General features: G+C 68.3%; 22 protein-coding genes. 10 read left to right on the top strand and 12 right to left on the bottom strand.

The annotated features are described in order from the left end of the window. Positions 1-15: 15 nt before the first annotated feature. From BFF94_RS15010 to BFF94_RS15045, 8 genes are all read right to left on the bottom strand, one after another. Positions 16-318 (bottom strand): hypothetical protein, encoded by a 303-nt coding sequence (locus BFF94_RS15010; RefSeq protein ID WP_128841523.1) that lies wholly within the window; start codon positions 316-318, stop codon positions 16-18. A 20-nt stretch (positions 319-338) separates the two neighbouring features. After that, on the bottom strand, positions 339-2,252 hold the full coding sequence (locus tag BFF94_RS15015; protein WP_219139503.1) for a type II and III secretion system protein family protein: 1,914 nt from the start codon (positions 2,250-2,252) through the stop codon (positions 339-341). A 95-nt stretch (positions 2,253-2,347) separates the two neighbouring features. After that, positions 2,348-3,187, bottom strand: a complete 840-nt coding sequence (cpaB, locus tag BFF94_RS15020) for a Flp pilus assembly protein CpaB (RefSeq protein WP_128842446.1) — start codon at positions 3,185-3,187, stop codon at positions 2,348-2,350. Positions 3,188-3,222: 35 nt separating this feature from the next. Beyond that, entirely contained in the window at positions 3,223-4,623 is a 1,401-nt protein-coding gene (locus tag BFF94_RS15025) for a DUF8689 domain-containing protein (protein ID WP_128842447.1), read from the bottom strand. Positions 4,624-4,666: 43 nt separating this feature from the next. After that, a complete protein-coding gene (locus tag BFF94_RS15030) occupies positions 4,667-5,206 on the bottom strand; it encodes an A24 family peptidase (RefSeq protein WP_128842448.1) in 540 nt (179 codons plus the stop codon). 28 nt (positions 5,207-5,234) lie between these two features. Beyond that, a complete protein-coding gene (locus tag BFF94_RS15035) occupies positions 5,235-5,441 on the bottom strand; it encodes a Flp family type IVb pilin (RefSeq protein WP_128842449.1) in 207 nt (68 codons plus the stop codon). Between the two features lie 90 nt (positions 5,442-5,531). Next, a complete protein-coding gene (locus tag BFF94_RS15040) occupies positions 5,532-5,714 on the bottom strand; it encodes a Flp family type IVb pilin (protein WP_128842450.1) in 183 nt (60 codons plus the stop codon). 140 nt (positions 5,715-5,854) lie between these two features. Further along, on the bottom strand, positions 5,855-6,046 hold the full coding sequence (locus tag BFF94_RS15045) for a Flp family type IVb pilin (RefSeq protein ID WP_128842451.1): 192 nt from the start codon (positions 6,044-6,046) through the stop codon (positions 5,855-5,857). 1,051 nt (positions 6,047-7,097) lie between these two features. Between BFF94_RS15045 and BFF94_RS15050 the strand changes: the two genes are divergently transcribed. The 5 genes from BFF94_RS15050 to BFF94_RS37875 are packed head-to-tail and all read left to right on the top strand — an operon-like array spanning position 7,098 to position 11,417. Beyond that, the gene (locus tag BFF94_RS15050; RefSeq protein WP_128842452.1) at positions 7,098-8,339 is read left to right on the top strand and encodes a glycosyltransferase family 87 protein; all 1,242 of its coding nucleotides are present in this window, start codon (positions 7,098-7,100) and stop codon (positions 8,337-8,339) included. Beyond that, entirely contained in the window at positions 8,336-9,715 is a 1,380-nt protein-coding gene (locus tag BFF94_RS15055; protein ID WP_128842453.1) for a glycosyltransferase family 87 protein, read from the top strand. The genes BFF94_RS15050 and BFF94_RS15055 overlap by 4 nt, the downstream gene beginning before the upstream one ends. Before the next feature lie 24 nt (positions 9,716-9,739). After that, positions 9,740-10,783, top strand: a complete 1,044-nt coding sequence (locus BFF94_RS15060) for a glycosyltransferase family 2 protein (protein WP_128842454.1) — start codon at positions 9,740-9,742, stop codon at positions 10,781-10,783. 15 nt (positions 10,784-10,798) lie between these two features. After that, positions 10,799-11,182, top strand: a complete 384-nt coding sequence (locus BFF94_RS15065; RefSeq protein WP_128842455.1) for a GtrA family protein — start codon at positions 10,799-10,801, stop codon at positions 11,180-11,182. 49 nt (positions 11,183-11,231) lie between these two features. Next, positions 11,232-11,417, top strand: coding sequence for a fucose-binding lectin II (locus BFF94_RS37875; RefSeq protein WP_504740294.1), 186 nt, complete (start codon positions 11,232-11,234; stop codon positions 11,415-11,417). Positions 11,418-11,436: 19 nt separating this feature from the next. Here BFF94_RS37875 and BFF94_RS15075 read toward each other — a convergent pair whose 3' ends face one another. Both BFF94_RS15075 and BFF94_RS15080 read right to left on the bottom strand, forming a co-directional pair. After that, entirely contained in the window at positions 11,437-12,375 is a 939-nt protein-coding gene (locus BFF94_RS15075; RefSeq protein WP_128842456.1) for an ABC transporter substrate-binding protein, read from the bottom strand. A 104-nt stretch (positions 12,376-12,479) separates the two neighbouring features. Further along, a complete protein-coding gene (locus BFF94_RS15080) occupies positions 12,480-13,598 on the bottom strand; it encodes a TauD/TfdA family dioxygenase (protein ID WP_128842457.1) in 1,119 nt (372 codons plus the stop codon). 450 nt (positions 13,599-14,048) lie between these two features. On the opposite strand from BFF94_RS15080, the gene BFF94_RS15085 reads away from it, so the two are divergent. Both BFF94_RS15085 and BFF94_RS15090 read left to right on the top strand, forming a co-directional pair. After that, positions 14,049-15,479 (top strand): MFS transporter, encoded by a 1,431-nt coding sequence (locus BFF94_RS15085; protein ID WP_219139504.1) that lies wholly within the window; start codon positions 14,049-14,051, stop codon positions 15,477-15,479. A 52-nt stretch (positions 15,480-15,531) separates the two neighbouring features. Beyond that, the gene (locus BFF94_RS15090) at positions 15,532-16,800 is read left to right on the top strand and encodes an ATP-grasp domain-containing protein (protein ID WP_219139505.1); all 1,269 of its coding nucleotides are present in this window, start codon (positions 15,532-15,534) and stop codon (positions 16,798-16,800) included. A gap of 116 nt (positions 16,801-16,916) precedes the next feature. On the opposite strand, the gene BFF94_RS15095 is transcribed toward BFF94_RS15090, so the two are convergent. Then, on the bottom strand, positions 16,917-17,792 hold the full coding sequence (locus BFF94_RS15095; RefSeq protein ID WP_128841719.1) for a LysR family transcriptional regulator: 876 nt from the start codon (positions 17,790-17,792) through the stop codon (positions 16,917-16,919). 167 nt (positions 17,793-17,959) lie between these two features. Between BFF94_RS15095 and BFF94_RS15100 the strand changes: the two genes are divergently transcribed. The 3 genes from BFF94_RS15100 (at position 17,960) to BFF94_RS38205 (ending at position 20,693) form a co-directional block, all read left to right on the top strand. Further along, positions 17,960-18,904, top strand: coding sequence for a hypothetical protein (locus BFF94_RS15100; protein ID WP_219139506.1), 945 nt, complete (start codon positions 17,960-17,962; stop codon positions 18,902-18,904). A 38-nt stretch (positions 18,905-18,942) separates the two neighbouring features. Then, positions 18,943-20,151: an ATP-grasp domain-containing protein gene (locus BFF94_RS15105; RefSeq protein ID WP_128841718.1), complete on the top strand. Its 1,209-nt coding sequence runs from the start codon at positions 18,943-18,945 to the stop codon at positions 20,149-20,151. Between the two features lie 416 nt (positions 20,152-20,567). Beyond that, positions 20,568-20,693, top strand: a complete 126-nt coding sequence (locus BFF94_RS38205; protein WP_281426135.1) for a hypothetical protein — start codon at positions 20,568-20,570, stop codon at positions 20,691-20,693. Positions 20,694-20,709: 16 nt separating this feature from the next. Here the strand turns inward: BFF94_RS38205 and BFF94_RS15110 are convergent, their stop codons facing one another. Continuing rightward, complete coding sequence (locus BFF94_RS15110; RefSeq protein ID WP_219139507.1) at positions 20,710-20,874, bottom strand: hypothetical protein; 165 nt, start codon at positions 20,872-20,874, stop codon at positions 20,710-20,712. Positions 20,875-21,011 lie beyond the last annotated feature (137 nt).

Here is a 21,011-nt window from a genome sequence, read left to right on the forward strand (position 1 = left end):
CTGGGCATGCCGTCGTTACTGGGTGGCCTTGCCGATGCCGATCACGAACGCATTGGCGGGCGGCTGGACCTGCTTGAACGACTTGTCGTAGTTGTCGAGCGCGGCCGCCGCGGCGGCGCCGTCGACACCTGTCGCCGATGCCGATGCCGCGTGTTCGGCGGCATGCGGATCGATGATCTGGGCCTGCATCACCGAGCGGACCGAGTCGCCGAAGCGGCTGTCCCACACCGGGGTCGACGACATGCAGCCGGCAAGCGCGAACGCGAGCGGTGCGGCGAGCGCCGTGCGGCGCACGAATACGAGGTAGGCGGATTTCATGAGCGTCCCCTTGGATGGCTTCAACGATCGGTGGATTCGGATACCGCGCTCACGCGCGCGACCTGCGCTTGCGCGGCCGGCGCCCGTTGCTTCGGTCGGGCCGCCGGCCGGGCCGGCGTGTCGGGGCCGGCCGCCGCGAGGCGCGCGGCGGCGGCTTCGATATGCGCGATGCGGGCCGCGTTTGCCGCGTCGGGCTGCGGCACGGCGGCCGCCACCGGTGCGGGTGCCTTCTGCGGCTCGGCCGGCACCGGCGGCTGCGCGTCCGTACCTTCCGGCGCGCGCGGCGCGGGCAGTGCCGCGGCCGGACCGGCCGGGACTTCCGATTGCGGTGCCGGTGCCTGGGCCGGTGCCTGCGATGCCGGCGCTGCGTCGTTCGCGGGCCGTGCACCCGGCTTGCGGACGCCGCCGCGGCCTTCCATGTTGCCCGTCGCATACACGTCGATTTCGTGCGGCTTCGAGAAGCTGTCGGTCGGCAGCGGCACGTCCGCGGTCTGCAGCGGCCTCACGAGGTGCGGCGTGATCACGAAGATCAGCTCGGTGCGGTCCTGCTGGAACGACGTGCTGCGGAACAGCGCGCCGAGCACCGGCACTTCGCCGACGCCCGGGATCGCCTTCAGCGCACCGGTTGCGTTGTCCTTGATCAGCCCGCCGATCGCGAACGATTCGCCGTCGCCCATCTGGACCGTCGTCGACGCGCGCCGCGTCGTGATCAGCGGCAGGATCGACACGCCGCCGATGTTGGTCGAGCTCAGCGTGACGCCCGTTTGCGACAGCTCGGACACTTCCGGCGCGACCTTCAGGCTGATCCGGCCGTTCGACAGCACCGTCGGCGTGAACTTCAGCGCGACGCCGAACTCCTCTTCCTGCAGCGTGATCGACGACGTGCCGTTGCCGCTGCTTTGCGGGATCGGGATGAAGATCTTGCCGCCCGCGAGGAACGTCGCTTCCTGGCCGCTGATCGTCACGAGATTCGGCTCCGCGAGGATCTTCACGAGGTTGTCGGTGTTCTGCGCGTCGGCCGCGATGCTGAACGGCTTGTTGTTCGCCTTGTTGAACATCGCCCCGCTCGCCACGCCCGCCAGCAGGTTGCTGACCAGCGCACCGCTCCACGAACCGAACCCGCCCTGGATGTTGAACGCGCTGCCCATCTGGTTCATCAGCGTCTTCGACACCTCGGCCACCTTCACCTCGAGCATCACCTGCTGCGGCGACGTGACGTTCAGCATGTTCAGCACCCCGCCGCCCTGCTTGCCGCCCGCGGCCGGGTCGCCGGCGCTGTCGCCGTAGGCGTGCGCGATCTGCACGGCCTGCTGCGCGGCCTGCGAGCTCGACACGGTGCCCGACAGCACGATCGTGCCGGCCGCGGTCGTCACGCGGACGTCGCGCTCGTTCGGCATCAGTTGCAGCAGCGACGCCTGCAGCCCGCCGGCGTCCGCGCCGACCGCCACGTCGATCACGCGGCAGGTGCCGCTCCTGCCCTGCACGATCATGTTGGTCGTGCCGACCGACAGCCCGAGGATATACAGCGTCTGCGGCGACACCATCGTTGCCTGCGCAACGGCCGGATTACCGATCGTCCGATTACGGACCGGCTCCGGCATCGGCACCAGCAGCGACTTGCCGAGCGGCACGCTGACGCTGGTCGACTCGCGCACCGCGCCGACGCAGTTCGGCCCGTGCAACGGCCCCGCCGACGCAGCGGCCGCGGCGGCCGGTGCCGGCGCCATGCTGATCGTCATCTGCACGGGCCCCTTGCCGACCGCTGCCGGCGCGCTGGCGCCGCCCTTCGTCAGCACACCCGCTTCGATGCCTTCCTGGGCCAGTGCGCCATAGACGGTCAGCCATCCCGAACAGAGGATCGCGGCCATCATCGTGCCCCGTGCGACGCGCGTCCGCAGTGGGCCGGTACCTGTGCATTGCGGTTTGATCTTCATTTTGTTTGATCCCCCGAGAGACCGGCGCCGTGCCGGTTGTCGACTTCCAAGGCCGCCGTGCCCTGCTGGCGGCCGATCTGTTTATCTGGCTTGCTTCAGAAACATTCGACGCTGCCCTTCACACCGGTCAGCACGCCGACGCAGTCGCGCCGCGCTTCCGGCGCCGCATGCGACGCAACGCGCACGCGCACCGTCCGCACGTGGGCGGGCGCCGGCGGCGCTTCGGGTGCCGGTTCCTTGCCGAGCAGCGTCAGCTTGGTCGCGCCGCCGGTGGTCAGCGTCTTCTGGTCGACCTGGTTGCGCAGCACGAGCGACAGCGTGCCGACGCTGCGCGCGAGGTCGAGCCGCTCGGCCTGGTCGGGCGTGACTTCCAGCGTGACCGCGTTGACGACCTTCGGCGCCGTGTCGTCGCGGCTGACCTGCTGCGCGACGGCGAGCACGAGGATGTGCTCGAGCACGATCTTGGAGATGCTCTGCCCGTCGGTCTTGCCCTGCTGCTCCTGCGTGTTGACGATCACGTCGACGTAGTTGCCCGGCAGCGCGAAGCCCGCGACGCCGACCACGTCGTTCACGCGCACCGTGATCGCGCGGCTGCCGTCGGCGATCACCGCGGACAGCCCGCCCTTCGTGCCGACCGGCGCGAGCTTCGACTCGGTCACCGGCTCGTCCCGCGACAGGCTGGCGCGCACGACGCGCCCTTCGAGCGCCTTGGTATCGGTGAACGCGCCGGTCGGCACGCTGCCCGACGGCCAGCTGATCATGCGGATCTGGTTCGGCCCGAGCGGTTCGCCCAGGTTCAGGTCGGTGGCCGCCACCGCAACCGGCGTGACCGAGCTCGTGGATGTCTGCATCAGCCAGTGGGACGCGAACACGACCGCGGCAAGACCCGCGACCATCGCGACGACCAGCATCATGACCGCTCGACTGTTTTTCATGGCAATGCTCCTCGACGAATCGTGAAAGAAACGGCTCAACCGGTGATGAACGTACGGCCACCGCGCTCGACGGGCGGCGGATGGCTGCTGTCCCGTTCAGGCGCAGCGCCGAAATAGCTGGCCCATGCGTCGTACAGCGCGTCGTGCGTCACCTCGGGCGGATCGCCGCGATACCGCGCGCCGGCGGCGACAAGGCGCAGCAGGTCGATCGGAAAACACGCGAGAAACGCCTTGCCGGTCGGCAAATGCAGCCGGTGCAGCAGGAAGTCGAAAGCGTCGCTTGCCGATACGAGGCCCAGCGACGCGCAGGCCGCGTCGAACACCGCGCGGTAGTCGTCGATCGACATCGGACCGATGTGAAGCTTCGAGCCGAGGCGGCGCAGGAACGCGTCGTCGCAGAACTGTTCCGGCGCCAGGTTGCTCGAGAACACCGGCCAGACGTCGAACGGCAGCACGAAGCGGTTGCCGGATTCGAGCGTCATGAAATCGACGCCGCGATCGAGCGGGCGCAGCCACCGATTGAGCAGGTCGCGCGGCTCGACGCGCTGGCGGCCGAGATCGTCGACGACGTACATGCCCATGTTCGCCTTCATGTGCGGCGGCGCCTGGTAGAAGCCCGCGACTTCGTCGCGGCGCAGGTCGAGCTCGGCAAGTGTCAGTTCGCCGCCGGACATCACGACCGGCCGCCGGCACAGGCGCCAGCGGCGATCGACCGACTGGCCGCCCGGTTGCGATGCCGCGTCGACATGCACGAGCGGATCGTGGATCTGGATCACTTCGCCGGCCACGCAGATTGCGTGCGGCACCGGCACGTAACCGTGCATCAGCGTGCCGAGCCGCTCGGCGAGGAAGGTCTTGCCGCTGCCGGCCGGGCCGTAGATCAGCAGCGGACGGCCGGCGTTCAGCGCCGCGGCCGCCGCGTCGAGGATCGACGTGTCGATCACGATCCCCTCGAACGCGGCCCACACGTCGCTCTGGCCGATGTGCAGCTTGCGGACCGAATGGGCAGCCACGCATTCGAGATATGCATCGAGCGTCACCGGCGCGGGCCCGCTGTAGCCGCTGCGCACCCGCTCCTCGAACGCGAGCACGCGGCCCGCGTCGGTCAGGCGGAACGTCACGTCGAGATCCGTCGCGCCGCGATGGGTCAGCTCGACGAGATGCTCGCGCACCAGGAACGCGAAGACGTCGTCGAGCACCGCGAGCGGCAGGCAGTGCCGCTCGACCAGGTCGCCGTACGACGGGCGGCCGAGCATCAGCGTCGACTTCAGCACGAGCCCGGCGACGAACGTCTTGCTCAGTCCGGTTTCGTCGAGCGAGCGCGGCGCCGCCGGCAACTGCATGCCCGTCTTCGTACGGGCCTCCCGCGACGGCAACGGATCGGGCAGGTGGGTCACCTGTGCGTCGCGTCTCGGTTCGGTGTGGTTCGTGTTCATGGTCGTTCCGTCCTCGTTGCGGGTTCGTCGCGGGTTCGTCTCACTACGCGCACGACGCGAACAGCATGCCCAGCGTGCCGGCCGCGATCGCCACGCCGTACGGCAGCGTGCCGACCGATGCGATTTCCTCGGGGCCGTCGGCGGCCGCGGCGCGCGCCCCTTGCGAACGCCGCGCGATCAGCGCGTGGACGTTCGCCCACATCTGGCGCATGCGGCCGCGCAACAGCGCGAACCCGATGGCGCCGATCCCGCCGGCCACGAAAGTGGCCAGCACGATGTAAAACGTCATTTCCGCGCCGACCCACGCGCCGATCGCGAGCATCAGCTTCACGTCGCCGGCCGCCATTCCGCGCAGCAGGTAGAGCGGCAGCAGCAGGCCGAAGCCGGTCGCGGCGCCTGCGAGCCATCCGAGCGCGCCGGCCTGGACGCCGTGCAGCAGGCACTGGGCGATCAGCGCACCGGCGAGTCCGAGCGCGACGAGGCGGTTCGGGATGCGGCGGGTCGCGATGTCCGTGCTGGCCGCGGCGACCGCGAGCAGCGTCACGCACAACGGAACCGGGTAAGGCGGCGCAACAGGCAACATGGCGAACCTCGCAGGTCGATTCGATGGATCAGGAAACCATTGCCAGCGCGGTGGTCACGGCAGCCGTCACGGCTGTTGCGATCCCCTCGTACACATCGGCAAGCGAGCCTTGCAGCGTGACGACGCTGCCCAGCACAGCGACGGCGAACATCGCCCCGAGCAACGCATATTCGATCGACGCCACGCCCTGCTCGTCGCCGATCCGGCGGCATGCGACACGTACCCTGGCTTGCATGATGGTCTCCGGTTCCGGGTGATCAGGTGCGCGGGGCGGCTCGAACACTGCACCGGCCGAGCCGTCCGCACGCCCTGTTTTCCGATGGCCTCACACGGCCGCGGTCAGATCGGCAGCGATCGTGGTGAACACGGTCTTGAGTTCCGTGCCGACTGCCGTTACCGCTACGATGATGCCCACTGCGATCAGTGCTGCGATCAGGCCGTATTCGATGGCGGTCACGCCGTCTTCATCGCGAACGAAACGGGCGGCTTGTTGAATGAGCTTGGACATGGTGATCTCCTTTCGTGGTGACTTTCAAAGCCCTCGCGTGCCGGCTGGTCGGATGACCGTGCATCGATACGTCGAGGAATTTCGTTGATGCCGTGTGGTGCCGACAAACGATTCGGATGCGCCGTTCGTCGTACCGTCCATCAAAGTGCTGTTACCGCCGAGTCCAGATCTGCGGCGATCTTGCTAAACACGGTCGCCAGATCCGTACCGATCGTCGTCAACGCGACGATGAGGCCGGTCGCGATCAGCGCGGCGATCAGGCCGTATTCGATGGCCGTCACGCCGCCCCGATCCTGAACGAACCAGGCAATCTTTTCGATGATTCTTGGCATAAGCACTCTCCTTTCGGACTGCTATTAAATACCCTTCGTCTGCCACGACGTCGGGGATGGGCACCACCGGCACTACTCGAAAAATCGAAGCTCGACGCTCAGCTGCGGGAACAGGGATGCGCACACCTGTCCGCGTGAACGGGTATCGGTGAGACGGAGCGCGAGAGAGGCGTGTACGGTGCGGCCAGCCGGATGAACCCGGCATGCCGATCGACCGGAACGGCACGACTGCCGTTCGACGCACGGAATCCAGTTGAACGGGAGATGAACTCCCGGCAAAGCTGCAACGTGTCTTTAACGCGGCTTGCGATCCGCGCTGTGCTCTGGTCTTTCATTTTTATTCCCCAATACGCTGCCGATTTCTTATTGCCCTGAATACACCCGGGTCTAATGGGTCGTTCGACGGTGTTTCCCGCGGTTCGCCGACCTGGAGCTGCATGTTCCCCGACGCGCTCCGGCCTTTCTTTCCGCTGGTGATTCCGATGCCGGTTCCGTCTGCTTGTTCGTTGGAACCGGCCGGTCATCCCGTCGTCGACTGCCGTGCCAACGCTTACGCAAAGAGCGGACCATCTCGAGCGGAATCGAGGCGTATCAAGGGTTTCGGCGACCCACGCGCACCCGGGCCGAGGGCGCGGCAGCCGAAATGTTTCAACTTTGAACGATGCGGTTCGGGCGGCGCGGTCCGAGCGAGAGCCCGCCGCCGCGCTGCACAAAGGACTCAAAAAATTTTCTCGGGACTTTCCCGAACGCGGCCGGCCGCCCGCGCGCCGCGAGATCGGAGGCATGCAAACCCGGTACCAATCGCGGAATGTTTCACGCCAGCAACATGAAACACGGCCGGGTCGTTTTCTCATACCTGAAAACGCGGTTTTCACGCTCATCTCTGAACAGTTTAAATATCGGCCGTCCGTGCGCGGTTTGCATCACGCGATTTTTTCTTCAACAATGAATTCACCGGACAACGCGATTTCAGCGCGAATCGATCCGCAGGCACGACAACATGAAAACGGCTGCGACAGACCACGCAGCCTCCATACACAGACGGGGCATCATGTACACAGCCAATCGGGGAATGCGCGAGCACGCAATACGCCGTGCTCAATGGCTGACAGCCGACCGGATCATTCCGTACAGCGTCATCATGCTGATGCTCTTCGCAGCGTTGCTGGCCGTGTGGGGTGTCGTGACCGACGGCTTCACGTCAAGCGCCACCGCTCGCCCGGGCCTCGACTTCTCGGTCTTCTGGACCGCATCGCATCTCGTGTTGCAAGGCCATGCCGCATCGGCCTACGACCCTTCGTCATTCCTGCAGGCCGAGTCCGCGCACTTCGGTGCGTATCTGCAAAACCGGCCGCTTCCCTGGCTCTATCCGCCGACGATGCTGCTGTTCATCGCGCCGGTTGCCCTTGTGCCTTTCCTGCCCGCTTACTTCCTCTTTTCCGCGGGCAGTCTTTTATGCTACGCGTTCGCTGTCTCGCGGTTGTCGGGATTGCGCGCGCATCTTCCCGTGCCGCGCGCCGCGGCGCTCGTCGTCGTCGCGTATTCGGCGGTGTGCATGTCCGCACTGTTCGGCCAGAACAGCATCCTGACCGCCGGCCTCGCCGCGCTTGCGCTGCATCTGCTCGGCAAGCGCCCGGTCGCGGCCGGCGTGTTGATCGGGCTGCTCGCGATCAAGCCGCAACTGGCCGTGGTGTTCCCGTTCGTGCTGATCGCGGCGCGTGCGTGGCGCGCGTTCGGGGCAGCGGCAATCAGCGCGACGCTGTTCGCCGCGGCCGGGATCGCGCTGACCGGTACCGGCGCGCTGCATGGGCTGGGCGAGGCCGTGTCGACGGTGCGTGCCCAGCATTTCATGCTCCCGTCGTACTGGCTGGCTTCGCCGACGCCGTTCGCCGCGCTGCGGCTCGCAGGCGTGTCGGTGCCGGTCGCGCTGGCCTCGCAGGCCGCGATCGCGCTGCTCGCGATCGTAGCGGCCATCGACGTCTGGCGCCGCACGCCGGACATGCGCTTGCGCGGCGCGGCACTGTCGGTCGCCACCCTGCTGACCACGCCGTATCTGTGGCACTACGAACTGACATGGCTCGGCATCGCGATCTTCTGCCTGATCGCCTATGGTCTCGATGAAGGCTGGCTGCCCGGCGACCAGGGCATCCTCGTGCTCGCCTGGCTGCTGCCGATCTTCGAGATGCTGAACCGGTTGATGAAGCTGCCGCAGATCGGTCCGATCGTGCTGCTTGCCGTGCTGTTCGTCGTCGTTCGCCGCGCGGCGCGGCGCGCGCCCGGGGAATCGCGATGAAAACGCCCCTTTCCATTCGCCACGCGCACCCTGTCATGGACGCGCATCCGGAACTCCCGATCGCCGGCCCGCGCCGGTTCCCGCACTGGTTCAATCGCCAGCGTGTGCGCGTCTATGCCGGCGGGGTGTTGCTGACCGAACTGCTGTTCATCGGCATCTACATTGCCCGGATGTACTTGCCGCATGCTGTCGCGCCGGTCCCGCTGTCGCAGGATTTCTCGGCGATCTGGAGCGCGGCATGGCTCGCCGCGCACGGGCGTGCCGCCGACGTCTGGCATTTCCACGCGTTGTTTGCGATCCAGCAACTCGCCGTTCCGACGATGAATATCAACGACGGCGCGCTGCTGTGGCTCTATCCGCCCAGCATGCTGTTGCTGGTTTTGCCGCTCGGCTGGCTTCCGTACACGCTGGTGGTCGTGCTCTGGCTCGGGGTCACGTACGTGCTGTTCGCGGTCGTCATCCATTCGACCGTGCGGCGCGGCACCGCGTGGCTGTGCGCCCTGGCCTTCCCCGCCGCATTCGTTACCCTCGTCGTCGGGCAAACCAGCCTGTTTACCGCGACGCTCGCCGGTCTCGGCCTGCTGCTGCTGAATCGACGCCCCGTCTGGGCCGGAATCTGCTTCGGCATGCTTATGATGAAGCCCCAGATTGCCATACTGTTCCCGCTCGCGCTGCTCTGTGCCGGCCAGTGGCGCGCGATGGCCGCGTGGGCCGCGACGATTGCCGGCTGCGTCGCGCTCGCCACGCTCGCGTTCGGCATCGACTCGTGGATCGCGTTCGCACACGAGATGCACGATGTCTACCAGATCGTCGGCGCCGGTCATGCCAAGCTCGCGCGGATGCCGACCGTGTTCGCGCTCGCGACGATGGCCGGCTGGCCCGCAATCGTGGCGAGCGGCCTGCAACTGCTGTCGGCCGCGACCGCCGCGATCGCCGTCGCCTATGCATGGCGCGGCGCGTGTTCCTACGCGCTGCGCGCCGCGACCCTCGCCTGCGCATGCCTGCTCGTCAGCCCTTATCTGTACGACTACGACCTGACGTGGTACGGCCTCGTGATCGCGTGGTACGCACGCTATGCATGGACCCGCGGCTGGCGGCGCTTCGATCGCGAATGGCTGATGCTGCTGTGGCTGATGCCGATCGCGGGCCTCGCGGTCGTGCCGCATCTGTCGTTCCAGTTCATGCCGCTCGTCACGCTGGCGTCGCTCGGGCTGCTCGTCGGCCGGATCGCGCAGGAAAGACACGACGTGCCGTCGATGCCGGACGCGCGCGACCAATCGACCGACACCGGGTTCGCGCATCCGGTCAGAACGCACCACCGCCCGGCGTACGGATTGCGCCGCACCGGCCGCCCGATCATTCGCGCCGGCCGGTGAAGCGACATCACAAGGGGAATCATCATGCGGGAACCACTCTATACGCCGCTCGTCTCGCTGGTCGTGCCGTTCTATAACGAGGGCGAGGCCGTCGAGCGCTTCTTCGACGTCGTGATTCCGTTGCTGACGGCCATCGATTCGATCCGCTTCGAGATCGTCTGCGTGAACGACGGCAGCCGCGACGACACGCTCGAACGCCTGATCCGGATCAGCGCCGGCGAACGGCGCGTGCGCGTCATCGATCTCACCCGCAACTTCGGCAAGGAAGCCGCGCTGACGGCCGGCCTCGACGAAGCCTCCGGCGACGCGGTGATCCCGCTCGACGCCGACCTGCAGGATCCGCCGAGCCTGATTCCGGTGATGATCGAACACTGGCGCGACGGTGCGGAAGTCGTGGCCGCGAAGCGCAGCAACCGCGCGTGCGATTCGTACGCGAAGCGCACGGCCGCCGCGATCTACTACCGCGTGCACAACATCCTGTCGGACGTGAAGCTGCCCGAGAACGTCGGCGATTTCCGGTTGATGGACCGCAAGGTCGTGAACGCGCTGCGCAGCCTGCCCGAGCGGCACCGCTTCATGAAGGGGCTGTTCGCGTGGGTCGGCTACCAGACCGTGATCATCGAATACCAGCGCGATGCGCGCAGCGCCGGGCACTCGAAGTTCTCCGGCTGGAAGCTGTGGAATTTCGCGCTGGAAGGGATCACCAGCTTCAGCACCGTGCCGCTGCGCAGCTGGACCTACATCGGCGTCGGCATCGCCGCGCTCGCGTTCCTGTACGGCGCGTTCATCATCTTGCGCACGCTGCTGTTCGGCAATCCCGTGCTCGGTTACGCGTCGCTGATCTCGGTCACGCTGTTCATCGGCGGCATCGAGCTGATCGGGATCGGCGTCGTCGGCGAATACGTCGGGCGGATCTACGACGAATCGAAGCAACGGCCCGTCTACCTGATCCGCCGCCGCTACCAGACGCACGCCAAGGTGATCGAATTCCCGGTTTCGCGCGACGCGCGCCGCCAGATCGCACGCCGGCGCGCGCAGCCGCCCCGCGCACGGCTCGGCACACGCTGACGTGGGCGGACGGCCATGATCGGCCTGCTTTATGCCGAACGCACGAAGCTCGTGCGATTCGGCGTGTCGGGGCTCTGCTCAACCGCGATCCACGTGCTGGTCGCAGCGGCGCTGTTCGCGCAGTTCGATGCGACGCTGGTGGCCGCGAACGCAATCGCGTTCCTGTGCGCCACGGCGTTCTCGTATCTCGCGAATACGCTGTGGAGCTTTTCGTCGGCGGTGCGCACGCGCAACGCGGTGCGCTTTCTCGCGGTCACGCTGGCCGGCTTCGTCGAAACGCTGCTGCTCGCGCGCGCTGCCGTTGCGCTCGACATGTCGCGCGGAATGAGCATCGTCGCGATCGCGCTGCTGATTCCGCCGACCACGTTCGTGCTGCATCGGCTCTGGACCTACCGGTAAGCGGCGCCTCCCCTTTTCTCCCTCCCTGCAAATAATCAGGCTGTTCACGCTGAACTCGCAGGGCGGCAAGATCCGGATCGACGCGTCGGCCAACGGCAGGAAGTCCGCGACCGATGCGCGGCTCGCGCCGCTATCCGCCGGCGACACGGTCTGGCTCGGCTGGCTCGGGTCCGAGGACGACGCCGACAGCGACTACAACGACGGGATCGTCATCCTGCAGTGGCCGATCACGTGAGCGTCGCCGCGTGCGGCACTCACGTGCGCGGCAGCCCCGGCGGATTGGTCTGCGACTTGTCGATCGCCTCGGCGTCGAGACTCCAGCGGCCGAGCGCCTTCCGGTAGCCGCCGTTCGCGATCAGCGCATTGATCGCGACCGTCAGCGGATCGGCGAGGCCGCTGCCCTTGCGCGTCGTGATCGCGATGTCCGCGGTGCGCGGCCAGCCGCCGCTCACGGCGCCGATCAGCTTCGCATCGCCGCGCAGCGACGCCTGGTACGCGAGCATCGAATTCACGCTGAAGATCGTGTCGACGCGGCCCGACTGCAGCGCGACCCAGCGCTCCGCCGCATCCGCGTAATACTGGATCTCGACCGGCGCGAGGCCGCGCGCGACGTTCTGCCGGTTCCATTCGAGCAGGATCTTCTCCTGGTTCGTGCCCGAGTCGGTCACGACGCGCAGCCCGGCGACGTCCTTCGGCTCGCGGATCGCGGCAATCCGGCTGCCGGTCTTCACGTAGAAGCCGAGCTGATCCCGCCGGTAGGTCGAGAAGTCGAACTTCTCCTTGCGCTGCTCGGTGACCGTCACGTTCGAGATCACCGCGTCGACCTTGCCGGACTGCAGCGCGAGCGGCCAGTCGGCCCACGCGAGCGGCACGATCTTCAGCTTGCGGCCGACGCTGTCCGCGATCAGCTGCGCGAGATCGGGATCGAAGCCGACCACCGTTCGCGCATCGGTCGCATAGGTGCTGAGCGGCGGCAGGTTCGGCGCGATGCCGATCGTCAGCGTGTTCGCTTCGGCAAACCTGAAGCCGCCCGGCAACGCGTGCTCGACCGCCGGGTTCGCGGTGCCGCGCTGCCGGCCGGGCTGCTCGGGGCTCAGGTCGAACGGCGCGGCCTGCGCGGCGACGCTGCCGCCGATCAGCACGGCGGCCAGCACGCAAACCATGCGCGCAACGGGAAAAGCTGTTCTTCTCATATGCTAAGTATTCCTTCTTGTTCGATGAGGCATGAGGCGAACTCGAGCGGGGGTTGAACGATTTTCGGCGGATGTCCCCGCCCCGCCCTGCGTTTCCGGCCCTTTCAAGCGGGCGTCGCCTCGAGTTCGGCCGCGGCCGCGCGCTGAGGCACCGGCTGCGCGACCGGCGACGGGCGCTTCGCTTGCGATTCGCCCGCATACAGCGCTTTCGGATCGAAGACGCGCGCCTGCAGCGGCGTGAACGCACGGAAATTCCACAGGCTGCGCGCGACGAACACGCGCTGCACCCAGCGGAATGCACGGTCGTTCTCGTCGTATTGCGGATCGAAGCGGTCGCGCGAATGCAGCGTGAAGTGGTTGTTGATCAGCACCAGCTTGCCCGGCGACACCTGGACGCCGAACGACACCTCGCGCACCGCGCGATACAGGTTGGCCAGCGCTTCCTGCGCACGCGTGTTGACCGCCAGCACCATGTCCGGATAGAACGCGACCGTCACGCGCGGCGCGTCGAGCGGCCCCGACAGCACGGCGCTCAGGTCGGTGTTGTCGCGCGGCGTCGGCGCGGCGCCGCGCCACCGGTACGGCACACGAATGATGTAGTGCTCGCCGTAGAGCTGGGCGATATCGTCCGGAGACAGCAGCTGCAGCGCGCGGCGCGCATCGGCGAGCCGTGTGTACGGGCCGCCGCCGGCTTCGCTGCGCACGCCGAGCAGCAGCAATGCGAACGGCGACGTGTCGCCTTCGGGCATGTGCGCCTGCGCGGCGTTCTCGATATGGAAATCGAGCTCGACTTCGGAGCCGAGGCCCGTGTATTCGCGTGCGGTCGTCTTGTGCGGCGTGAGGTTGTTCACGAGCTCGCGGCCTTCGTGCGCGATCGAATACGGCTCGCCGGCCAGCGTGCTCAACGCGACCAGCACGTTCTCGCTCAGCACGCCGGCCTTGAACGAGCGGCCGGTTTCCTCGAACCTCGGGCTGCCCTTCACGTCGTCGTCGATCGGCAGGTTGTCGATCTCGATCGAGCCGTGCGCATCCGCGGTCGGCGCCTTCGCGCGATCGAATGCGTCGACGATCCGGTCGGGAAACGCGTTGTAGGCGAGCTTGCGCACCGCACTGATGTAGCCGGCGCCGCCGGCCGGGTCGTAGGCCAGCGCGCCGAGCGTCCGCCGGATGTGACCGGATTCCACTGCCGTCAAGACGATGCGTTCATCTGCGAGATAGGTCATAGGTCTCTCGTATAAAGATTCTGGGTCGAAGAGCGGCATGCATCGCCGCCGCGCTTTGCCGTCCTCGGTGCGAAGCGCTCGACAAGACTAGGAGACCCTCATTGCATTACGAAATGATATTAAGTCGATTGCAAACAAAAATTATCGATATAAGTTCAGCAACGTGGCGGGCGTCAGACGCCGCCGATCGCGCCGGTCTTTAACACGAATGCTTGTTAAAAAAGCGCTGCTTATTATTTGTATTCGCTAGCGGGTCGATGCTAGTTTTCTGTCGGATTCGACGATGCGGCTGGCCTTTGCCCTTGACCGGCAGCCGGCTCCCTCCATCCGCCATACGGGAACCCGCCAGATGAACCGATTCCGCCTGCCGCGCTGCTCCTTCGAATACCCGGGATGCGACGCGCCGTTGCCGGCGTGCCGCCGCCCGAACTACGCAGCCGGGGAACCGCGATGAGCGATCGTGCTCCGGCACTCGACAGCGCGCTCGCCGCCACGCCGCCGCACCGCACGTCGCTACGCGCCATCTTCCCGACCGTCGCGGCCGCGAGCCTCGGCTTCGCGATCGTCCAGCTCGACGTGACCGTCGTCAACGTCGCGATTCCGAGCCTCGGCCGCTCATTCGGATCGAGCGTCCACGGGCTGCAATGGATCGTCGATGCGTACACGCTGTCGTTCGCCGCGCTGCTGCTGACGTCCGGCACGCTGGCCGACCGCTTCGGCAGCCGCCGGCTGTTCGCATACGGCCTCGCGCTGTTCCTGCTGGCGTCGCTCGGCTGCGCGCTCACGCCGTCGCTGGCCGCACTGATCGCCGCGCGGGTCGCGCAGGGCGTCGGCGCCGCGATGATCCTGCCCACGTCGCTCGCACTCATCACGCACGCTTGCGCGAACGACGCCGCCGCGCGCGTGAAAGCCGTCGCGTGGTGGAGCGCGACGGGCGGAGCGATCAGCGCGGCCGGGCCGACGCTCGGCGGGCTGCTGATCGATTCGCTCGGCTGGCGCGCGATCTTCTTCATCAACCTGCCGATCTGCGCAGCCGGGCTGTGGCTCACGCTGCGCCACGTGCGGGATTCGGCCGCCGCGCGCACGCGGCTGTTCGATCCGGCCGGCCAGATCGTCGCGGTGCTCGTGCTCGGGCTGCTGACCGGCGGGATCATCCGGGCCGGCGCGCAGGGGCCGGGCGACCCGTATGCGGCCGGCGCGCTGGCCGCGTCGGTCGTGCTCGGCGCGCTGTTCGTCGCGATCGAGCGGCGCGTGGCCGCACCGATGCTGCAGCTCGCGTTCTTCCGGATCGCGCGCGTGCCGGGCTTGCTCGCGATCGGCGCGGTCACGAATGCCGCGTTCTACGGGCTGATCTTCTCGCTCAGCCTCTATTTCCAGAGCGCGCGCGGCTTCACGGCGACCGAATCGGGGCTCGCGCTCGCGCCGCTGACGATCATCATGCTCGCCAACCTCGCGAGTGCGCGGCTCGCCGTCCGGTACGGGTTCCGCGCGACCGTCATCGCCGGCCTCGCCGTGTCGCTCGCGGGCTACGTGTGGCTATGGCGAACGCTCGGCGCGCACACGCCGTATGCGCTGCTGGCGCCGGGGCTCGCGGCGATGGCAATCGGCGGCGGCATCGCGATTCCGGCGCTGACGTCGACGCTGCTCGGCAGTGTCGAGGCCGGCCGCTCGGCCACCGCGTCGGCAATCCTCAATACCGCGCGCCAGGTAGGCGCCGCCATCGGCGTCGCGGCACTCGGCGCGCTGGTCGCGGGCCAGGGCGCGGCGATCGTGGCCGGCGCGGCGCGCGGGTTCGCCGTCGCGGCCGTGCTCGTCGCCGTCTGCATCGTGCTGGCCGCGCGCTGGCCCGGCGATGCGCCCGATACCGGCACGCGGGCCTGAGCCCATGCCGCCCGCGCCCCTTCAACCGATCCCCCAGCCGAGCGAGGAATCCATGCAGCATCGCTTCATCGATACCGTCCTGATCGTCGACGGCGCGTCGACAGCCGCCTACCTGGCGCCCGCGTTTCGTGCATACGGCATCCGTTGCGCACACGTGATCAGCAACCCCGACCTGCCGGAAATCTACCGGAACCAGTTCGTCCCGTCCGACTACATCCGCCAGGTCCAGCATCGCGGCGACATCGACGCGACGCTCGCACAACTCGCCGACCTGCGGATCGGCGCGGTGCTGCACGGCCTCGATGCGGCGCTGGAGCTGGCCGACACGCTGGCCGAGCGGCTCGACGTGCCGTATCGCAATCCGCTCGCGACGTCGGCCGCGCGGCGCGACAAGTTCGCGATGAACGAGCGCATCCGCCAGGCCGGCCTGCGTGCGCCGGCGCACTTCCACAGCACGTCGGTCGACGCGGCGCTCGAATGGGCGCGCGCGCGCGGCACGCTGCCGCTCGTGGTGAAGCCGGCGCGCAGCGCGGGCGTGGCCGGCGTGAAGATCTGCCGGACGCTCGCGCAGGTCGAGGACGCCGCGCGCGACGTGCTGGCCACCCGTTCGCTGTACAACCAACCGAACGACGACATCGTGATCCAGAGCTATTCCGAGGGGCAGGAATACATCGTCGATTCGGTGTCGTTCGAGGGTCGTCATCGGGTGGTCAGCCTGTGGGAAGTGCACCGCGACCGCACGCACGCGCCGCGCCTCGACAAGATGCTGGTGCTGAATCATGCCGACCCGCGCTACACGCCGCTGCTCGACTACGCGGCCGCCGTGCTCGATGCGCTCGACGTGCGCTTCGGGCCGACCCATCTCGAACTGTTCGATACGGCCGACGGCCCGACGATCGTCGAGCTGAACGCGCGGCTGCACGGCAGCCTCGATCCGCGGCTGACGAGCGCGGTCAGCGGCGAGAATCACGTGTCGGCCGCCGTCGAAGCCGTGCTGCATCCGGAGCGGCTGTTCGGCGACGCCGCCGCGCCGGCGGATTTTCGCGGCTACTGCGGGCACGTGCTGCTGCTGTCGTCGCGCAACGGCGTGCTCCGGCAGGACTTCACGTGGCAGGCGATCCAGTCGCTGCCATCGTTCGTCGGGCTCAAGCAATGGGCCAGGGTGGGCGACACGCTGCGCGTGACCACCGACCTGCAGACGGCGCTCGGTACGGTCGGCCTGTACAGCCCGACGTTCGAGCGGCTGCTCGAGGATTGCCGGCGGATTCGCGAAATCGAAGCCGATTTCTTCGCTGACGAACGCGCGGTCGCGCCGGCCTAGGGCCTGTTCCCGCTAATCGCTTCGTCGCATTCCTTGCGCTGGGCCCTTCTGGGAACCAGCGCAAGCCCGTTATTTGCGGGAACGGGCCCTGGCCTGACGGGCAACGCACTGCGTCGCTAGCGCGCGAGCAGCGCGCCCGCCTGTCGGCCCAGCACCGCGCGCAACATTTCGAGTTCGGGCAGCGCGGGCGCTTCGTCGGGTGTGACGAGATAGGTCGTCACGCTGTCGAGGTCGTCGAACGCATGCGCGCGCAGTTCCTTGCGCGCCACGTGCTCGGCCGTGATCCGCTTCGGCAGGATCGCGACGCCCATGCCGGCCGCCACGCAGCCGAGGATCGCGCCGAACGTGCCGAACGACGCCACCGACTCGATCGCGACGCCGCGCGCCTTCAGCCAATGCTCCGCGAACGCGCGATACGGGCAGCCGTCGTGAAACGCCAGCAACCGCACCGCGTTGTCGGCCAGCACCTGCCGGCGCGTGACCGTGGCCGCGCTCACCAGCACCATGTCCTCGGCGAACGCGGGCTCGTAGCGCAGCCCGGGCCGGACGACCGCGCGCGCGGTGAGCGCGGCATCGATCCGGCCGCGCAGCAGCGCGTCGGACAAATCGGGCTCGCTGCCGATCTGCACCGCGAGACCGAGCGCCGGGTCGCGCTCCTTCAACGCGGCGGCGAGCGCCGGCAGCCGCGTGGCCGCCGTACTTTCCATCGAACCGAGCCGGAAGCTGCGCGCGACCGGCGTCTCGCGCACCACCTGCGTCGCTTCGTCGACGAGACGCAGGATGCGGTCGCAATACGGGATCAGCCGGCGCCCGGCGGCGTTCAGCACCAGCCGCTTGCCGTGCCGGTCGAACAGCGGCGCGTCGAGCGACTCTTCGAGCTGGCGGAGCCGCGCCGTGACGTTCGACTGCGTGCAGCCGAGCCGTTCGGCCGCGCGCAGCGCGCTGCCTTCCTGCACGACGGCCCGGAAGGTTTCGAGCAGAGGTATGTTCATATCACTTTCTCTTGTTACCGATTCAGTTTATATCATTTTACTTCGCCAATAATCGGGATTAGCCTGACGGATATTCCGTGCCGGCCGGCCCCTTTCCGAGGAATCCGCATGCCATCCGCTGTCTGCCCCGGCTTCACCCCCGTTCGCCGCCGGCCCGAGGCCCGCCCATGCGCGCACTGATCGCCGCGCTGGTGCGGCGCGGCCCGACCGTACTCGCGTGCGGCGTCGGCCTCGGGCTGCTGGTGCCGCCGCTCGCGGCCCTCGCGCGGCCGCTGATGCCCGTCACCGTGTTCCTGTTCGTGCTCGGCACGCTGCTGCGCGTCGAGCCCAGCGCCGTGCGCGCGGTCGCGCGGCGGCCGGCCGTGTCGCTGCTGCTGCCCGCCCTGACGATGATCGCGTGCCCGGTCGCGCTCGGCATCGCCGCGCGGCTCGCCGGCCTGCCGTACGACTGGGTCGTCGCGCTGGTGATCGCGTACTGCGCGCCGCCGTCGAGCGGCACGTCGACGATCGCACGGATGCTGTCGCTCGACGCCAGCGTCGCGCTCGTCGCGACCCTGGCGTCGATGGCGTTCGTGCCGCTCACCGCGCCGCTCTTGACGGCCTGGTTCAGCCACGATGCTGCCGTGTCGATCTCGCCCGCGAGTCTGGCGTTGCGGCTCGCGCTGCTGATCGGCAGCGCCGAGGGCGTCGCGCTGCTCGTGCGGCGGTTTGCCGGTTCGCGGCTCGACCGCCATGCAACGCTGATCGACGCGATCGTCGTCGCGGCGCTGCTGGTGTTCGCGCTCGGCACGATGGCCGGCATGCAGCAATCGATCATCGATGCGCCGCACCGCGCATTGACCGCGATCGCGCTCGCGTTCGCGGTCAACGCCGGCTTCCAGGTCATCGCGTACGGGCTCACGCCCGGCGACGTCCGCACGCGGCTCAACGTCGCGCTGATCGTCGCCAATCGCAACGTCGGCCTGATGTGGGCCGCGCTCGGGCTCGCCGCGACGCCGACCATGGCGCTCGTGTTCACGTGCGCGCAGTTGCCGATCTATACGCTGCCGCGCGTCGTCCAGCATCTGCTGCCGCGCCTCGAAGCGCAACGCCTGCGCCGGCGCGCGCGCTAGCCGCGCACCGCTCTCCCGTCCTCGATCAAGGATCCAGCATGAAGCGACTCATCGTGATCGGCGCCCGCGCTACCGGCAGCAGCCTCGCGCTGGTGCGCGCCGCACTCGCGCGCCAGGTGGCCGTGACCGTCATCACCGCGCCCGGCCATCGTCTCGACGGCGTGTTTCCCGACGACGTCGAGACGGTCAACCTCGCGCCCGACGCCGGCCAGCTCGCCGGCTGGCTGCGCGCGCGTTTTCCGGACGAAATCGACACGCTGCGCGTGACGACCGCGCACGACACCTATGCGCGCACCGCCGCGTGGGTCGCCGACGCGCTCGGCCTGCCCGGCCCCGATGCGCGCCACGTCGCGCACGCGGTGTCGAAGTCGAACCAGAAGACGCTGCTCGCCGCGCACGGCATCCCGGCCGCGCAGTTCGTCACGGGCACGCTGGCCGCGCCGGCGGCGCTCGTGGCCGCGGCCGCCCCGCTGCGCTTTCCGGTCGTCGTCAAGCCGTCGGAAGGATCGGCGAGCGACGGCGTGCGCCGCTGCGAGGACATCGCCGAAGTCCGCGCGCAGCTCGACGCGCTCGCCGCCGCGCAACCCGATGCGCCGTCGCTCGCAACGGAGCGCGTCGTCATCGAGGAATTCCTGAGCGGCAGCGAATACTGCGTCGAGTATTTCGACGGCCGCTATGTCGGCGCGCTGCGCAAGCTGAAGCGGCACGGCGCCGGCTTTCTCGAACGCGGCTATACGTCCGAACTCGACCTCGATGCCGGCACGCTGCGCGCGCTGATCGACGTCGGCACGCGCGCGGCCGCGGCCGCCGGGCTCACTTGGGGGCCCGTGCATCTTGACTGCATCGTGCACGACGGCGTACCGCACGTGATCGAACTGAATCCGCGCATCGCGGGCAGCTTCATCTGCGACATCGTGCGCGACGGCTATGGCTTCAACGTGGTCGAAGCGTTGCTCGACAAGCTCGACGGACGCCCGGTGGCGATTCCCGAGCTGTTCGAGCCGCACGCGTATGCACGCGCCGAATTCCTGCTCGACAGCGATCCCCGCGCGTGGCGGTTCGCGCAGGCCGGCGAGATCAGGGACGGCGCGGTCGCCATCAGCTACGGGCCGCAGGTGCTGCCCGATCGCGAGCGGCGCGCGTTTCTTTATGTGCGGGTCGCGCTGCCGGCCGTGCACGATGCGGCGCAGCAGCCGGGTTCGTCGATCGGTAGCAGCGACGTCGCGCAGCCGACGCTGGCCAGGTAACGCGTCAGCCGGTTTCTCGATCGGACCGGCGGGGCGCGACGCGCCCTCCGTCGCGACGACGACCCAGCCTGCCGGCAGAGGACGCGTCGGCCGACGCGTCGCCGCAGCGCGGCATCGACAGGTTCACGCGTCCACCTCCCGCCCTCGGCCGGACCGCACGCCGGCGCGATGAGATACAGTACCCACGATGCGTCGGTAGCAGCGCGCCCCGGGCGGCCACGAATCCCTTGGCGCCTTTCAGGCCGCGCCGGCCGCCCGCCCGTCTTCGCCGGCGATCGCTCCGCCCACTCCTGCCCGCCACCATAAACGCACCCGCTGACACTCCACCCCCAGCCCCGTCGGTACTTGGCGTCTATCTGGAACCGGCGGACCCGTCCGCCGGACAATGGATCGTCAGCCGCTCCGAACGCGCGCACATGTACCGCATCCAGCATCACCGGCCCGACGGCAGCACGTCGGTCGATACGACCGTCGATGCGGACAACCTCGACGCGAAGCTGCACAACGGTTGCTGTCGAAGCGGGCGCGCCGGCGGATCCTGATGGCGCTGTCGGACGGCTATCCGGTCACCGGCGACGGGGCAACCCGGCGATCCTGCGCACCGACCTGCGCGCGCGCTTCGATGCGCTGCGCGAGCAACGCGTCGAACTGATCGGTGTCGGGATCCTCGACGATTCGGTCGAGGCGTTCTATCCGGTCAGCAGCGTGGTCGAGCTCCTGCATGAGCTGCCGGGCGCGGCGTTCAGCGTGTTGCGCGATACACTGCTGGATCGGCGATAGGCACCGGCGCGACAGGGTCGAAGCGGTCTTCGATTCGCAAGCGCGTCACACCGCCCTGCTAGCATTGCCGATGGCCGATG

The organism is Burkholderia catarinensis, from assembly GCF_001883705.2.
GTDB classification, from domain to species: domain Bacteria; phylum Pseudomonadota; class Gammaproteobacteria; order Burkholderiales; family Burkholderiaceae; genus Burkholderia; species Burkholderia catarinensis.

Excerpts from the sequence above, each read along its gene's own strand:
- BFF94_RS15030 (WP_128842448.1), bottom strand. The coding sequence starts at position 5,206 with ATGTTGCCTGTTGCGCCGCCTTACCCGGTTCCGTTGTGCGTGACGCTG.
- BFF94_RS15060 (WP_128842454.1), top strand. The coding sequence starts at position 9,740 with ATGCGGGAACCACTCTATACGCCGCTCGTCTCGCTGGTCGTGCCGTTC.
- BFF94_RS15085 (WP_219139504.1), top strand. The coding sequence starts at position 14,049 with ATGAGCGATCGTGCTCCGGCACTCGACAGCGCGCTCGCCGCCACGCCG.
- BFF94_RS15105 (WP_128841718.1), top strand. The coding sequence starts at position 18,943 with ATGAAGCGACTCATCGTGATCGGCGCCCGCGCTACCGGCAGCAGCCTC.
- BFF94_RS15090 (WP_219139505.1), top strand. The coding sequence starts at position 15,532 with ATGCAGCATCGCTTCATCGATACCGTCCTGATCGTCGACGGCGCGTCG.
- BFF94_RS15040 (WP_128842450.1), bottom strand. The coding sequence starts at position 5,714 with ATGTCCAAGCTCATTCAACAAGCCGCCCGTTTCGTTCGCGATGAAGAC.
- BFF94_RS15065 (WP_128842455.1), top strand. The coding sequence starts at position 10,799 with ATGATCGGCCTGCTTTATGCCGAACGCACGAAGCTCGTGCGATTCGGC.
- BFF94_RS15100 (WP_219139506.1), top strand. The coding sequence starts at position 17,960 with ATGCGCGCACTGATCGCCGCGCTGGTGCGGCGCGGCCCGACCGTACTC.
- BFF94_RS15050 (WP_128842452.1), top strand. The coding sequence starts at position 7,098 with ATGTACACAGCCAATCGGGGAATGCGCGAGCACGCAATACGCCGTGCT.
- BFF94_RS15075 (WP_128842456.1), bottom strand. The coding sequence starts at position 12,375 with ATGAGAAGAACAGCTTTTCCCGTTGCGCGCATGGTTTGCGTGCTGGCC.
- BFF94_RS15095 (WP_128841719.1), bottom strand. The coding sequence starts at position 17,792 with ATGAACATACCTCTGCTCGAAACCTTCCGGGCCGTCGTGCAGGAAGGC.
- cpaB (WP_128842446.1), bottom strand. The coding sequence starts at position 3,187 with ATGAAAAACAGTCGAGCGGTCATGATGCTGGTCGTCGCGATGGTCGCG.
- BFF94_RS15010 (WP_128841523.1), bottom strand. The coding sequence starts at position 318 with ATGAAATCCGCCTACCTCGTATTCGTGCGCCGCACGGCGCTCGCCGCA.
- BFF94_RS15015 (WP_219139503.1), bottom strand. The coding sequence starts at position 2,252 with ATGAAGATCAAACCGCAATGCACAGGTACCGGCCCACTGCGGACGCGC.
- BFF94_RS15055 (WP_128842453.1), top strand. The coding sequence starts at position 8,336 with ATGAAAACGCCCCTTTCCATTCGCCACGCGCACCCTGTCATGGACGCG.
- BFF94_RS15025 (WP_128842447.1), bottom strand. The coding sequence starts at position 4,623 with ATGAACACGAACCACACCGAACCGAGACGCGACGCACAGGTGACCCAC.
- BFF94_RS15110 (WP_219139507.1), bottom strand. The coding sequence starts at position 20,874 with ATGCAGGAGCTCGACCACGCTGCTGACCGGATAGAACGCCTCGACCGA.
- BFF94_RS15045 (WP_128842451.1), bottom strand. The coding sequence starts at position 6,046 with ATGCCAAGAATCATCGAAAAGATTGCCTGGTTCGTTCAGGATCGGGGC.
- BFF94_RS15080 (WP_128842457.1), bottom strand. The coding sequence starts at position 13,598 with ATGACCTATCTCGCAGATGAACGCATCGTCTTGACGGCAGTGGAATCC.
- BFF94_RS38205 (WP_281426135.1), top strand. The coding sequence starts at position 20,568 with ATGTACCGCATCCAGCATCACCGGCCCGACGGCAGCACGTCGGTCGAT.
- BFF94_RS15035 (WP_128842449.1), bottom strand. The coding sequence starts at position 5,441 with ATGCAAGCCAGGGTACGTGTCGCATGCCGCCGGATCGGCGACGAGCAG.